Origin of the sequence: Paracoccus sp. NFXS7, from assembly GCF_040148865.1 — a bacterium.
In the GTDB taxonomy this organism is placed as follows: domain Bacteria; phylum Pseudomonadota; class Alphaproteobacteria; order Rhodobacterales; family Rhodobacteraceae; genus Paracoccus; species Paracoccus marcusii.
In genome coordinates this window covers 25,820-39,066 of record NZ_JAKEKV010000010.1, presented here as the reverse complement: position 1 = coordinate 39,066, position 13,247 = coordinate 25,820, and the positions used below count along the sequence as shown (strand labels likewise).

The window sequence follows — 13,247 nt, the reverse complement described above, 5'->3', positions numbered from 1 at the left end:
GAAAGGCCCGCCCCCTAGTCCGAAAACCCAAAGGCGATGTAGTCGCGCAGATATGCCTGACGCGCGGCCTGCAGCAGGGCCTTGTCGCGCAGGAAATGGGGCATCGGCTGAACCTTCAGCCCCGCCAGGCGCGCGTCGTCGATCCCTGCCGCGCGGGCCAGCGTGGGCAGTTCGTCGGCGATGCGGTCCTCGCGGATCAGCATGTCGGGGCTGGCCACCCGGCTGAACCCGGCGATCACCTCGGACTGGCTGGCCCAACCGGCATGGGTGGGCAGCGTGGTCTGGCCGTTCAGGTTGCGTTTCAGGAAGGCCAGGAACTGTGCGAACAGCTCCAGCTGCGCCTGACGATCCATCCCCGCCAATGCCGCGTCCGGCAGCAGCGCCACCCGATGGACGTCGCGCATCAGCTGACGCAGTTCGGGGCGGCTGTCGGTCAGCAGCTGCCGGAACGCCGTCCAGGCCCGGTGCAGCGGGTGGCGCAGCACCGCAAAGCTGCGATGGCCGGGATGCTGGCGTTTCCACTGGCGCAGGCTGGTCTGGGTGAAATCGCCCGACACCGTGCCCAGTGTCGCCATCCAGTCGCGCACCGCATCCCCCGGCCCGCAGCGGACCGGCATGAAGATCAGCCCCTGACCCGCCTCGACCGCGGAAAAGCTGGGCACGGAGGGGCCACGACGCGGTTCGAAATTCGGGATACGGCGCAGCATGAACGGATCGATCTGCGCCAGGTCCGCCTGCATCTCGTCGAAATTGCGGACCTTGTCGGCCAGTTCGCGAGGGTTCTGGGGCACCTGGTCGCTGGCGGGTTCGACCCGTGCGATGTCGGTGCGGCCCAGCCAGTGGACCAGCCCGGTCATCACCTCGGGGTCGCGCAGGTCCTCGTATCCCAGCCAGAAGGCGGTCTGCCCGGTCACCTGCAACCGGTGCATCACGCGCAGCTGGAACCGCTCGACAGCCGCGATGGTGTCGCGGAACTCTGGCCCGTCATAGGTGATCGCGGCGGGGATCGGAGTCTCTGTCTCGTTCAGCTTCCACTGGTTCGTCTCGCGCGCAAGCTGGGTCGAGACATAGCTGTCCAGCGGGTTGCGGGTCAGCACGATCTTGGCGCATTCGGGGTCATGCATGATCGCGTCGAAGACCCGCGGATCGTGATCGTGGAAATAGCGGAAGCCCGGCAGGTGTCCGGGCCGGTCGAACAGCCTGTCCAGCAGGACCATCGGGTCGGCCTCGCGCTGGGCGCGGGTGACGCCCTGCAATTCGTCCTTGTCGGGCCAGCCCATCATGTAGGGGTTGAACGCCTCGCCAAAGCAGGTAACGCCCCGCAGCGCGTTCAGCGTCGCCTCCAGCAGGTTCGAGCCCGTGCGCATCTCGGCGAAGATGACGAAGCGGCGGAACGGAACGGTCATTCGGCGGCGGTCCTTTCGGGAAGGGGGATGTCCGGCATGGGCAGGCCGTCGCCGAACATGCGCGGACGCAGCCCGGAATTGCGCAGCCGCCGCAGCAGCTCGGGCAGCCCGTGCAGGTCGCGCATCTGCGGCATGTCGGTGGGCGCGTCCGCCAGGCGCGGCAGCTGGGCCAGGGACTGGAACAGCATCTCCTGGGGGCGGGCCAGGAAGTCGGACAGTTCATGGACATGCACGCGCGCCTTGACCCAGACCGAATTCAGCACGTCCATCTGCGCGATCTCGGCCCGCTGCAGCAGGGCCGTGACCCGGCGGATGTCGTCGAAGGGCATGTCCGATCGCAGCAGCGGCAGCATCCAGGCCCCGGTGACCACATGGATATGGGCGTTCGGGTCCGTGGCGATGAACCAGTTCAGCGCCTGGTTGTCGCGCGGGCTGAACTGGAACACCTGCATCCGCGTGGTGATACGGATCAGCGCGGCCAGGAACCCGTGCGGGTCGCGGTCGCGGATCAGCGTGCTGGACGAGATCGCCCCCGGCCCGATCTGCGGGCGGCCGCCGAATTCCACCGTCTCGGGCCCCAGCAGGTGGCCGTGGACATCGGCATCGACCTGCGCGGACAGCCACCCCTCGAAGCCGGGAAAGATGTCGGAAAAGCCCTGGAACATCGCATAGGGGGCCGAAGTCTTGCCGTTCTCGGCATCCTTGCGCGGAAAGCGCGACTGCATGTAGAGGCCGGGCCGCCCCAGCAGGCGGCGGCGGACCGTCCGGTTGATCAGACGTTCGATCCGTTGGGGCTGGGGCGCGGACAGATCGGGGCGGGCACCGGCCGGACGCGGGAAATGCGCCAGAAGATGCGCGGCCTCGGGCCAGACCTTGCGCGCCACGAAGCAGCGCGACTCCTCCAGCATCAGGGCGTGGTCGTCGTACAGTTGATAGGGCCTGCCGTCGTGGTCGAACTTGGCCAGGGTCAGCGAATGGCTTTCGATGCGGGTCGCGTGGCGCCGCGCCAGCGTCTGGAAATAGCTTTCGTCCGGGATCCAGACCATGCGGAAATAGCGGTCGAACTCGGCCCGGCGCGGATCGTCCAGGATCGCGCGCAGCGTCGTCACCGTCAGGCACCACCATTGCGCGCCCAGATGCGGGGTCAGTCCCTTGGGCAGCCTGCGGCGGATGCCCAGGCGGCGCTGCCAGTCGGTCAGGCGGTCGAACAGCCAGCGCCGCCTGCGCCAGTCCAGCGGATAGAACAGGGTAAAGCGTTCCTCGTTCAGCCCGCCGACGGTCCAGCCGACATCGATGGCGCTGACGCTTTCGATATGGTCGCGGTCGGGGTCCTGCGCCAGGAACGCCGTCAGGTCGCGCACCGGGCGCAGCGGCAGGCAGGCCCCGGATGCCAGATAGACATGGGTGACGTCGGAAAAGCTGTCCAGCAGCAGCCGCGCCGCATCCTGGGTGGCGCGCACCAGGCTGAAGCGGCCCCAGTCGCAGGTATGGCGCCGCGACCAGACGATGCCGGGAAGGTCGGACAGTTCGACCTGCATCCGCGCCACCGACCGGGCCGAGGCCTTGGCATCGACATGGATCGCCACCCGAGCGCCGCCCTGGACCCAGATCCGCGCCATGTGGGCCGCCACGTCCAGGCGCGCATGGCACAGAAGCACCACCCCCAGCCTGACACGGCGCACCTCCACCGGGCCCGTCATGCCCAGTTCCCCCGGGAGATCAGCCCCAGATCCTCCAGCTGGCGCCAGTCGTCGTATTCGCGCGATTCGCTGCACCACAGGTCGGTGCCGCCGCGCAGCCCGGCGTGATACGCCTTGTATTCCTTGCTGTTGGCATAATGCTGGCGACGGTCCAGCTCCTCGGCGGACTTGTCGGCGAAGGTGGACAGGAACTTGGCGTGCAGCAGGCAGCCCGATGCCATCTCTCCGCCGGCCTCGTCATAGACCATGTTCAGATGGCGGGGCAGCAGCATGTGGGTCGAACTGACATAGGCATAGCGCCAGTCCCACCTGACCAGCGGGGTCTTGTTCAGCGCCGGGCCGGACAGGGGTTCGGCAGTGAAGAACTTGCGCGTGCGCGGACCGCCTTGGATCCACAGATTGCCGTAATAGGGGTTCTTGCTGATCGTATAGTTCGCCGGATCGAACCATCGGGCGATGGTGAACGGGTCCGTCCCCTCGGCATAAGGTTCGTCCTCGATATGGCCGCGGGGGTACATGTCCAGCAGCATGGCCGGAAAGCTGCGCCGCCCCGAGGCCTCCAGCCAGTCGGTCAGGGCGGGCAGCGGGCGCGAATCGCAATGCGGATAGATCAGGAACTCGTCCGGATCGACGGTCAGGCACCAATGCCCGTGGCCGTACTTTGCCAGAAGCCTGTTGATCCAGTCCATCCCGAACCGCGACCGCTTGTAGCCGGCATTGGTCCACCACAGCGACACGTCGGGCTGTTCGGCCAGATAATTGCCGCTGCCGTCGTCGCTGTCGTTGTTCACGAACAGAAAGTGATTCACGCCCAGGTTGCGGTAATAGTTCAGAAAGAACGGCAACCGCACCCGTTCGTTGCGCATCGTCACCAGGGCGAGGATGTCGTTCTTGCGGATCTGGGCAGTGCGGTTGACAACAGGCCGCAGGGCCCGCCGCCGGTTGAACGCGCGCGCGATCAGGTACTGCCGTTCGGCCCTGCGCCGCAGGCGGTCGGGGATCGGGAACCGGCCCATGCGCATCACGCGGACCGGCGATCGGCAGAAGATGTGCGGCGCGACGTCATGCCCTAGCAATGTGCAGGACACCCCGTTTTGGCAAGCCCATTCAGCGCTTTGGTCAACGCGGCCAGTCGCCTGTGCCCATCAGGCCAAGGTCGACAAGCTGCCGCCACCCCGTGAATCGCACGGATTCTGGCCCGTGCAGCCGCGGCCCGGCCGCCACCGCGCGGTGATAGGCGGCATAGGCATCCGGATCCGCAAAATGCTGGCGCCGACCCAGTTCCTCATGCGACTTGGCGACGATGTCGGGCAGGAACTTGCCGTGCAGCAGCGCGCCCGACAGCCGCGCGTCGCCCGGCCCGTCATAGATCAGGTTCAGCCGGGGTGGCAGGATCGAATGGGTCGAGTTCACATAGACGGCCCGCCCGGTCCAGCGCATCAGCGGCAGCTTGTTCATCGTCGGCGCGCGCCGCGGGGCATCGGCAAAGAAAACACGGTCGCGGACACCGCCCTGCAACCACAGGTTTTGGCGCGGCACCGCCCTGCTGGACCGCCATGGCCCCGCGTCGAACCAGGGCAGACGCCGTGTCAGCGGCGCCTCCGGCGGCGCATCGGCGGTGCCCAGAGGCCCCGACGGATACAGGTCCAGCATCACCGCCCCCAACCCCGGCTGCCCGATCCGATCCAGATGGCCCGTCAGATCGGGCAGCGGCCGGGTATCGTGATGGGGATAGACCAGCAATTCATCGGCATCGACGGTCGCGCACCAATGCCCCCGCCCGAAGCGCCACAGCAGCGCGCCGGCCCAATCCAGCCCGAACCGCGCTTCGCGATAGCTGGCGTCGCAGCGCCACAGCGACACGTCGGGCTGGGCGGCCAGAAACCGGTCCGACCCGTCCGTGCCGGCATTGTCGACGATCAGGAAATGCGCGACGCCCAAGCGGCGATAATGGTCCAGAAACCCCGGCAGGTGCGCGATCTCGTTGCGCAGGGTGGTCACGGCCAGGATGGCGGCGGGGCGGATGGCGGCGGTACGGTCGGCGACCGGCTGCAGCAGATGGCGCGCCCTGAGGGCGCGCCAGATCAGTTCGCGGCGTTTCCAGCGCAGGCGATAGGCCTGCCACGCCGCGCGCGGTGTCACTGCCTGTAATCGCCAGTCTGATGCCAGCGCCAGGCATCCGCGATCATCTGGGGCATTGTCGAGCGGTCGGGCGACCAGCCCAGTTCGGCCTTGGCGCGCGTGCTGCCGCAGACCAGCTTGACCGCGTCGCCGCCCCGGCGCGGGCCGTCCAGCATCGGCACCTCGCGGTTGGTGATCGAGCGCGTCGCGTCCACCACCTCGCGGACCGAGAATCCGTCGCCGGTGCCCAGGCAGAACACCCGGCTTTCGCGTCCAGCCCGCAGCCATTCCAGACCCTTCACATGCGCGTCGACCAGATCCATCACATGAACATAGTCGCGGATGCAGGTGCCATCGGCGGTGGGATAGTCAGTGCCGTGGATGGTCAGCGCCGCGCGCTTGCCATCGACCGCATCCAGGATCAGCGGGATCAGATGCGTTTCGGGGCGGTGGAATTCACCGACCTGCCCGTCGGGATCGGCGCCCGCGACGTTGAAATACCGGAAAATCACAGAACGCAGGCCGTGGGCCGCGCCGAAGTCCGTCAGCATGTCCTCGATCGCGCGCTTGGAGGCGCCATAGGCATTGAGCGGCGCCTGCGGGGTGTCCTCGTCCAGGATCTCGCCATCGCGGTCACCATAGGTCGCGCAGGTCGAACTGAAGACGAAATCCAGACAGCCCGCGGCCACTGCGGCCTCGATCAGGTTCAGCGACCCCGCGACGTTGTTGCGCCAGTAGAGGCCCGGTTCGGCCATCGCCTCTCCGACCTGGGACAGGGCCGCGAAATGCAGCACCGCCACGGGCCGGTGTTCGGCGAAGGCCGCGTCAAGGGCGGCACGGTCCATCAGGTCGGCCTCGACCACCGGACCGAACTTGACCGCATCGCGCCAGCCGGTGGAGAAATTGTCCAGCGTGACGGGGGTGAACCCCGCCGCCGCCAGTGCCTTGCAGGCGTGCGAGCCGATATAGCCCGCGCCGCCCGTCACCAGAACCGTATCCGACATGGATTATTCGGCCGCCCGGCGCATGGACATCACCTCGTGCAGGTACTCGGCGAACTCGTCCTTCAGCTCGTCGCGCTCCAGGCCAAAGGCCACGGTCGCCTGCAGGAAGCCTGCCTTGGAACCGCAATCGAAACGCTGGCCGCGGAAGCGCAGGCCGAACACGTCGCGGCCCGCCTGGATCTCCTCGGCGATAGCATCGGTCAGCTGGATCTCGCCACCGGCACCCTGCTTCAGCTTGTTGAGGTTCTTCATGACCGTCGGCGCCAGAATATAGCGGCCGATCACCGCCAAGTTCGACGGCTGCGTGCCGGTGGCGGGCTTTTCGACCATGCCCTTGGCGCGCACGATCGCGCCCATGTCCTCGGCCACGTCCAGAACGCCATAGGCCTTGGCCTTTTCGGGCGCGACCTCCATCGTGGCGACCATGCTGCCGCCGGTCTCGCCATAAGCCTCGATCATCTGCTGCAGGCAGGGGGGCTCGCCTTGGATGACGTCATCGGTCAGCACGACCGCAAAGGGCTCGTCATCCGACAGCAGGCGACGGGCGCACCAGACCGCATGGCCCAGGCCCAGGGCCTTGTGCTGCCGGATATAGGCGATGGCGCCCGAATCCATGTTCGTCGCGCGCAGAATCTCCAGCAGCTCGGTCTTGCCGGCCTTCTTCAGGCTGGATTCCAGCTCGTGCGCGTGGTCGAAGTAGTCCTCAAGCGAGCCCTTGCCGCGCGAGGTCACGAAGATGAATTCCTTGATGCCTGCCGCGCGCGCCTCGTCGATGGCGTATTGAATCAGCGGCTTGTCGACCAGCGACAGCATTTCCTTGGGGATGCTCTTGGTGGTGGGCAGGAATCGTGTTCCCAGTCCGGCGACCGGAAAGATGGCTTTTGTAACCTTGCGACCCATGACGGATACCTTTTGTATGGCTCGGCGGGACCAGTCCCCGCCGCAATGGCGTCGATGCCTAGTGCAGCAGCGACATTGACTTCAATGGGCAGGTTAGGCTCTCGGCAGCTTGTCGCCAAGCAAATGTCGAGAATTCGCTGCAAATTCACAAAGATCAAACGCTGCGGGGCAGGCGATCACATCATCGCCATGTCCTGCATCATCTGCTCCAGACGCGGAACATCCTGAGGGTTGTTTAGTTCCCAGAATTGCCGACCGCGTGCCTCGACCTCGACGCAGCGCACATGGCGGCCGCGTTCCAGAAAACGCAGCTGTTCCAGTCCCTCCAGCCGTTCCAGGGCGCCTTCGGGCCAGGTGGCGTATTCGGCCAGCGCCGCCGGGCGATAGGCATAGACGCCCACGTGATGAAAGACCGGGCTTGGCGCGTCGGGGGCCACGTCACCCGGAACAAAGGGGATGACCTCCTTGGAAAAGTACAGCGCACGGCCCTCATGGCCAAAAACCGCCGTCGTCCCGCCCACGCGCCCCGCATGGCGGTCCGCGATCAGGTCGGCCCGCATCGCCCCGGTACAGCGCAGGACAGGCGTCGCCACCTGCGCGTCGGGATCGGCGCGCAGGCCGGCGACCAGATCCTCAACGAACCAGGCAGGCGTCAGCGGCGCGTCGCCCTGCAGGTTCACCACGATCTCGGGGGTCAGGCCCAGGGTCGCCACCGCCTCGGCGCAGCGCTCGGTGCCGTTGCGGCAGTCGGGGCTGGTCATCGCCACCTCCGCGCCGAAGGCCAGGGCGTGGTCGCGGATGCGGTCGTCGTCGGTGGCCACGATCACGCGGTCGATCCCACGCACGCCGACGGCCGCGTCCCAGCTGCGCCGGATCAGGCTGCGCGCCTGCCCCCCCGCGCCGCGCAGTTCGACCAGCGGCTTGCCCGGATAGCGGGTCGAGGCGAAACGGGCGGGAATGACGATGACGACCGACATGGTCACTCCTTCACCAGCAGGACGCCCGGCGCATAGGCGATGAAGAACGGGTTCTCGAACCCCGGCTTGCCATAGGCCAGGGGGCTGTGGTCGTCGAACCGCACGACCTCTCCGCCGGCGCCGCGCAGGACGGCGTCGCCCGCGGCGGTGTCCCATTCCATCGTCCGGCCCAGGCGCGGATACAGGTCAGCCTCGCCCGTGGCGACCAGGCAGAACTTCAGCGAGCTGCCCGCGCTGGTCATGTCGCGCACGCCGTAGCGGTCGATATAGGCGTCGGTCGCCGCGTCGCGATGCGACTTGGAGGCGACGACCATCAGGCCGCGGTTGTCGGGCATCGGGTTCACGCCGATCGGGCGGGTCTCTCCGGGCGCGTCCCCGAAGGGGCCCGTCTCCTCGATGGACCGCCCGTCGGCGGTGGTGTAGAACAGCCGCCCCTTGGCGGGGGCGTAAACGATGCCGCGCACCGGCACGCCGTCCTGGACATAGGCGATGTTGACGGTGAAATCGCCGCGGCGCTGCACAAACTCCTTGGTCCCGTCCAGCGGGTCCACGATCAGGAAGGTGCGCAGGCTCTGGCCGTGGGTGTCGGCCTGCTCCTCGGTCACCAGGGGCGTGTCCGGGAACGCCTCGCGCAGCCCGGCCGAGATCAGCGCATCGGCGGCCTCGTCCGCGGCGGTGACGGGCGAATCATCGGACTTGGCGCGGACATCGAAATCGTCGGCCTCATAGATCTGCATGATCCGGTCGCCGGCCTGCAGGGCCAGGCGCCGCATTTCGGTGATCAGTCGGTCGAATTGCATTCACTTTCCTTTCCCTGCCAGAGGCCTGCGGCCGCTGCCCGATTGTGCGGGGGTGCTGCGCCTCTTATGATGTGCGGCGGGTCCATCGGCAAGCGCCGGGCCGCCAGTGACGGAGCACCGCCCTTGTTCAAGCAGCGCCAGAACCGGAACCTGTTCCAGGCCGCCTTCACCACCTTCGCGCTGATCTATCACCAGACGGTGTACAACCTGCGCACCGAACACCGCAATGCGGTGCTGGGCCTGGTCATGACCATGATGCAAAGCGTCGTCTTCGTCGTGGTGTTTCTGGGCATGTACACGCTGATCGGCATCGGCGGGTCGCAGATCCGCGGGGATTTCCTGCTCTATATCATGTCGGGGATCTTCATCTTCATGCTGCACGTGCAGGCCGTGGGCGCGGTCGCGGGCAGCCATTCGGTGTCGTCGGGCATCATCAAGCACGAACCCCTGAACGCGGCGGTGCTGATCTCGGGGGCGGCGCTGGCGGTGCTGTACCGCCAGACGATCAGCTGCCTGGTGATCCTGTCGGTCTACCACATGGTCTTCCAGCCGATCACGATCGAGGACCCTGTCGGCGCCGGGTCGCTGTTCGTGGTGTCCTGGTTCACCGGCTGCGCGATCGGGCTGATCTTCCTGGGAATCCGCCCCTGGTCCCCGCAGGCCTGCAAGGTGCTGACGATGGTCTATCAGCGCGTGAACATGTTCGCGTCGGGCAAGTTCTTCGTCGCCAACATGATCCCCAGCTTCATCCTGCCGTGGTTCGCGTGGAACCCGCTGTTCCATCTGATCGACCAGGAACGCGGCTTCCTGTTCATCAACTATTCGCCCCATCGCACGATGCTGTTCTACCCCCTGTGGTTCGCGATCGCGGCGCTGATGGTGGGGCTGCTGATCAACTTCACGACCCGCAAGTACGAATCCATCAGCTGGAGCGCCGCGCAGTAGCGTCATGGCCCCGGTTTCGCGGGCCCAAACCACCGATTTTGCGCTGCGGCAGTGCTTGCGGGGCTGAATTGCATCCCTATATACACCCCCGAAGCGGTCCGGAGGTTCCGGCCCGTTCGTCAAGGGATCGGGCCTCGGGGGCCGCAACGGACCCGCAGTCCAAGATATCGCCGCAAGAGAAGGTTAAACACATATGTCAAAAGTCATCGGCATCGACCTCGGCACCACCAACAGCTGCGTCGCCATCATGGACGGCAGCCAGCCGAAGGTCATCGAGAACAGCGAAGGCGCGCGCACCACGCCTTCGATCGTGGGTTTCAAGGACGGTGAACGCCTGGTCGGCCAGCCCGCCAAGCGCCAGGCCGTGACCAACCCGACCAACACCGTCTTTGCCGTGAAACGCCTGATCGGGCGCCGCATGGGCGACGAGGCCGTCGAGAAGGACCGCAAGATGGTCCCCTACACCATCGCGGATGGTGGCAACGGCGACGCCTGGGTCGAGGTGCAGGGTGAGAAGTACTCCCCCGCGCAGGTCAGCGCGATGATCCTTCAGAAGATGAAGGAGACCGCCGAATCCTATCTGGGCGAGACCGTGACCCAGGCCGTGATCACCGTTCCGGCCTATTTCAACGACGCCCAGCGCCAGGCCACCAAGGACGCCGGCAAGATCGCCGGCCTGGAAGTGCTGCGCATCATCAACGAGCCGACCGCGGCCGCGCTGGCCTATGGTCTGGACAAGAAGGAAACCAAGACGATCGCGGTCTATGACCTTGGCGGCGGTACCTTCGACATCACCATCCTGGAGATCGACGACGGCCTGTTCGAGGTGAAGTCCACGAACGGCGACACCTTCCTGGGTGGCGAAGACTTCGACATGCGGATCGTGAACTATCTGGCCGACGAGTTCAAAAAGGAACACGGCGTCGATCTGTCCAAGGACAAGATGGCCCTGCAGCGTCTGAAGGAAGCCGCGGAAAAGGCCAAGATCGAGCTTTCCTCCTCCAGCCAGACCGAGATCAACCAGCCCTTCATCTCGATGGACAAGAACAGCGGCACCCCGCTGCACCTGGTCGTCAAGCTGACCCGCTCCAAGCTGGAAAGCCTGGTCGCTGACCTGATCAAGCGCACCATGAAGCCCGTCCAGGACGCGCTGAAGGATGCCGGCTGCTCCAAGGGCGACATCGACGAGGTCGTCCTGGTCGGCGGCATGACCCGCATGCCCAAGGTCGTGGCCGAGGTCACCGAGTTCTTCGGCAAGGAGCCCCACAAGGGCGTGAACCCCGACGAGGTCGTGGCCCTTGGCGCCGCCATCCAGGCCGGCGTGCTGCAGGGTGACGTCAAGGACGTCGTGCTGCTGGACGTGACGCCGCTGTCGCTGGGCATCGAGACGCTGGGTGGCGTGTTCACCCGCCTGATCGACCGCAACACGACCATCCCGACCAAGAAGAGCCAGATCTTCTCGACCGCCGAGGACAACCAGGGCGCCGTGACGATCCGCGTGTTCCAGGGTGAGCGCGAGATGGCCGCGGACAACAAGATGCTGGGCCAGTTCAACCTGGAGCACATCCCGCCCGCGCCGCGCGGCATGCCGCAGATCGAGGTGACCTTCGACATCGACGCCAACGGCATCGTGTCGGTGGCCGCCAAGGACAAGGGCACCGGCAAAGAGCAGACCATCACCATCGCGGCCTCGGGCGGTCTGTCCGACGAGGACATCGAGCGGATGGTCAAGGATGCCGAGGCGAACGCCGAATCCGACAAGACCCGCCGCGAGCTGGTCGAGGCCAAGAACCAGGCCGAAAGCCTGATCCACTCGACCAACAAGTCGCTGTCCGAGCATGGCGACAAGGTCGACGCTTCGACCGTCGAGGCGATCGAGCTGGCCATCGGCGCGCTGGAGGAATCGCTGAAGTCCGAGGACCCGGGCAAGATCCGGTCGGGCATCCAGAACGTCATGGACGCGTCCATGCGCCTGGGCGAGGCGATCTACAAGAACCAGCAGAGCGCCGAGGAGTCCGATCCGTCGGACCGCGACGCCCCGCGTGATGTCGACGACGACATCGTGGACGCCGATTTCGAAGATCTGGGCGACGACAAGAAGCGCGGCTGATCGGGGCCGCATCCCCTGACCGGGCCGGCCCGCCTTTCCCGCGGGCCGGCCTGTTTCATGGGGACAGCTGAACAGGACGACACATGAGCAAGCGTTGTTACTACGAAGTGCTCGGGGTCACGCGCGGGGCCTCGACCGACGAGATCAAGAAGGCCTACCGCACCAAGGCCAAAGAGCTGCATCCCGACCGCAACCAGGACGATGCGACAGCCGAGGCCCGCTTCAAGGAAGCGAACGAGGCCTATGACTGCCTGAAGGACGATACCAAGAAGGCCGCCTATGACCGCTTCGGCCATGCCGCCTTCGAGGGTGGCATGGGCGGCGGTGGCGGTGCCCGCGGCCAGCATCCGGGCGATTTCGGCGCGGCGTTCGCCGACGTGTTCGAGGATCTGTTCGGCGACATGATGGGCCGTCGCGGCGGCGGCGGTGGCGGGCGTGCCCGGGCGCAGCGCGGGCAGGACCTGCGCTACAACCTGCGCGTCAGCCTTGAGGACGCCTATGTCGGCGTGCAAAAGCCCATCACCGTGCGCGGCTCGGTCGCCTGCGGCGAATGCGACGGCACCGGGGCCGAGGGCGCGTCCCAGCCCGCCGCCTGTCCGACCTGCGCAGGCATGGGCAAGGTCCGCGCCCAGCAGGGCTTCTTCACCGTCGAGCGCACCTGCCCGACCTGCGGCGGCGCGGGCCAGATCGTCAAGAACCCGTGCAAGGCCTGCCACGGTGCGGGCCGGATGGAACGCGACCGCGCGCTGTCGGTGAACATTCCCGCCGGTGTCGAGACCGGCACCCGCATCCGGCTGGCCGGAGAGGGCGAGGCGGGGCTGCGTGGCGGTCCTGCCGGGGATCTGTACATCTTCATCGAGGTCCAGGACCACGCCATCTTCCTGCGCGACGGCAAGACGCTGGCCTGCCAGGTGCCGGTCAGCATGGCCACCGCCGCCCTGGGCGGCGAGGTCGAGGTGCCGACCATCGACGGCGGGCGCGCCCGCGTCAAGGTCGCCGCCGGGAGCCAGACGGGCCGGCAGATGCGCCTGCGCGGCAAGGGCATGCCGCCCCTGCGCCACGGCCCCGGCGCGCAGGGCGATTTCGGCGACATGCTGATCGAGCTGACCGTCGAGACGCCGGTCAACCTGACGCCCCGCCAGCGGGAGCTGCTGCGAGAGTTCGAGGCCGAGAAGGCCGACAACAGCCCGCAATCGGACAGCTTCTTCGACAAGGTGAAGGGGTTCTGGGAAGGGATGACCCGTTAAGGGTTAACCGTTCCTTTACCGATTCGGGTTCATGTTC

The 13,247-nt window shown here is 66.7% G+C and carries 11 protein-coding genes; 3 read left to right on the top strand and 8 right to left on the bottom strand.

The window, feature by feature from the left end; translation table 11 throughout:
• Positions 1 to 14: 14 nt before the first annotated feature.
• From LZ686_RS15415 to cysQ, 8 genes are all read right to left on the bottom strand, one after another.
• Complete coding sequence (locus LZ686_RS15415) at positions 15 to 1,406, bottom strand: hypothetical protein (RefSeq protein WP_349548368.1); 1,392 nt, start codon at positions 1,404 to 1,406, stop codon at positions 15 to 17.
• The gene (locus LZ686_RS15410) at positions 1,403 to 3,106 is read right to left on the bottom strand and encodes a DUF5927 domain-containing protein (protein WP_349548367.1); all 1,704 of its coding nucleotides are present in this window, start codon (positions 3,104 to 3,106) and stop codon (positions 1,403 to 1,405) included. Before LZ686_RS15410 ends, LZ686_RS15415 begins: the two co-directional genes overlap by 4 nt.
• Positions 3,103 to 4,122 carry a glycosyltransferase family 2 protein gene (locus tag LZ686_RS15405; protein WP_127897479.1) on the bottom strand — a complete coding sequence of 340 codons (1,020 nt, stop codon included), beginning with the start codon at positions 4,120 to 4,122 and terminating at the stop codon, positions 3,103 to 3,105. The genes LZ686_RS15410 and LZ686_RS15405 overlap by 4 nt, the downstream gene beginning before the upstream one ends.
• A 103-nt stretch (positions 4,123 to 4,225) precedes the next feature.
• Positions 4,226 to 5,248, bottom strand: a complete 1,023-nt coding sequence (locus LZ686_RS15400; protein ID WP_349548366.1) for a glycosyltransferase family 2 protein — start codon at positions 5,246 to 5,248, stop codon at positions 4,226 to 4,228.
• Positions 5,245 to 6,231, bottom strand: coding sequence for a UDP-glucose 4-epimerase GalE (gene galE / locus LZ686_RS15395; RefSeq protein WP_127897481.1), 987 nt, complete (start codon positions 6,229 to 6,231; stop codon positions 5,245 to 5,247). The genes LZ686_RS15400 and galE overlap by 4 nt, the downstream gene beginning before the upstream one ends.
• A gap of 3 nt (positions 6,232 to 6,234) precedes the next feature.
• A complete protein-coding gene (locus LZ686_RS15390) occupies positions 6,235 to 7,131 on the bottom strand; it encodes a UTP--glucose-1-phosphate uridylyltransferase (protein ID WP_045982677.1) in 897 nt (298 codons plus the stop codon).
• A 176-nt stretch (positions 7,132 to 7,307) separates the two neighbouring features.
• Positions 7,308 to 8,108 carry a 3-deoxy-manno-octulosonate cytidylyltransferase gene (locus tag LZ686_RS15385; RefSeq protein ID WP_127897482.1) on the bottom strand — a complete coding sequence of 267 codons (801 nt, stop codon included), beginning with the start codon at positions 8,106 to 8,108 and terminating at the stop codon, positions 7,308 to 7,310.
• Positions 8,109 to 8,110: 2 nt separating this feature from the next.
• Entirely contained in the window at positions 8,111 to 8,908 is a 798-nt protein-coding gene (gene cysQ / locus LZ686_RS15380; RefSeq protein ID WP_349548365.1) for a 3'(2'),5'-bisphosphate nucleotidase CysQ, read from the bottom strand.
• Between the two features lie 123 nt (positions 8,909 to 9,031).
• Between cysQ and LZ686_RS15375 the strand changes: the two genes are divergently transcribed.
• From LZ686_RS15375 to dnaJ, 3 genes are all read left to right on the top strand, one after another.
• On the top strand, positions 9,032 to 9,853 hold the full coding sequence (locus LZ686_RS15375; protein WP_045982680.1) for an ABC transporter permease: 822 nt from the start codon (positions 9,032 to 9,034) through the stop codon (positions 9,851 to 9,853).
• A gap of 193 nt (positions 9,854 to 10,046) precedes the next feature.
• Entirely contained in the window at positions 10,047 to 11,963 is a 1,917-nt protein-coding gene (gene dnaK / locus LZ686_RS15370; RefSeq protein WP_148910604.1) for a molecular chaperone DnaK, read from the top strand.
• Positions 11,964 to 12,046: 83 nt separating this feature from the next.
• Positions 12,047 to 13,210, top strand: coding sequence for a molecular chaperone DnaJ (gene dnaJ, locus LZ686_RS15365; protein ID WP_349548364.1), 1,164 nt, complete (start codon positions 12,047 to 12,049; stop codon positions 13,208 to 13,210).
• Positions 13,211 to 13,247 lie beyond the last annotated feature (37 nt).

What these genes read in the sequence shown, in the direction of transcription:
- LZ686_RS15415 (WP_349548368.1), bottom strand. Translation starts at nt 1,406, where the DNA reads ATGACCGTTCCGTTCCGCCGCTTCGTCATCTTCGCCGAGATGCGCACG.
- LZ686_RS15410 (WP_349548367.1), bottom strand. Translation starts at nt 3,106, where the DNA reads ATGACGGGCCCGGTGGAGGTGCGCCGTGTCAGGCTGGGGGTGGTGCTT.
- LZ686_RS15405 (WP_127897479.1), bottom strand. Translation starts at nt 4,122, where the DNA reads ATGGGCCGGTTCCCGATCCCCGACCGCCTGCGGCGCAGGGCCGAACGG.
- galE (WP_127897481.1), bottom strand. Translation starts at nt 6,231, where the DNA reads ATGTCGGATACGGTTCTGGTGACGGGCGGCGCGGGCTATATCGGCTCG.
- LZ686_RS15390 (WP_045982677.1), bottom strand. Translation starts at nt 7,131, where the DNA reads ATGGGTCGCAAGGTTACAAAAGCCATCTTTCCGGTCGCCGGACTGGGA.
- LZ686_RS15385 (WP_127897482.1), bottom strand. Translation starts at nt 8,108, where the DNA reads ATGTCGGTCGTCATCGTCATTCCCGCCCGTTTCGCCTCGACCCGCTAT.
- cysQ (WP_349548365.1), bottom strand. Translation starts at nt 8,908, where the DNA reads ATGCAATTCGACCGACTGATCACCGAAATGCGGCGCCTGGCCCTGCAG.
- dnaK (WP_148910604.1), top strand. Translation starts at nt 10,047, where the DNA reads ATGTCAAAAGTCATCGGCATCGACCTCGGCACCACCAACAGCTGCGTC.
- dnaJ (WP_349548364.1), top strand. Translation starts at nt 12,047, where the DNA reads ATGAGCAAGCGTTGTTACTACGAAGTGCTCGGGGTCACGCGCGGGGCC.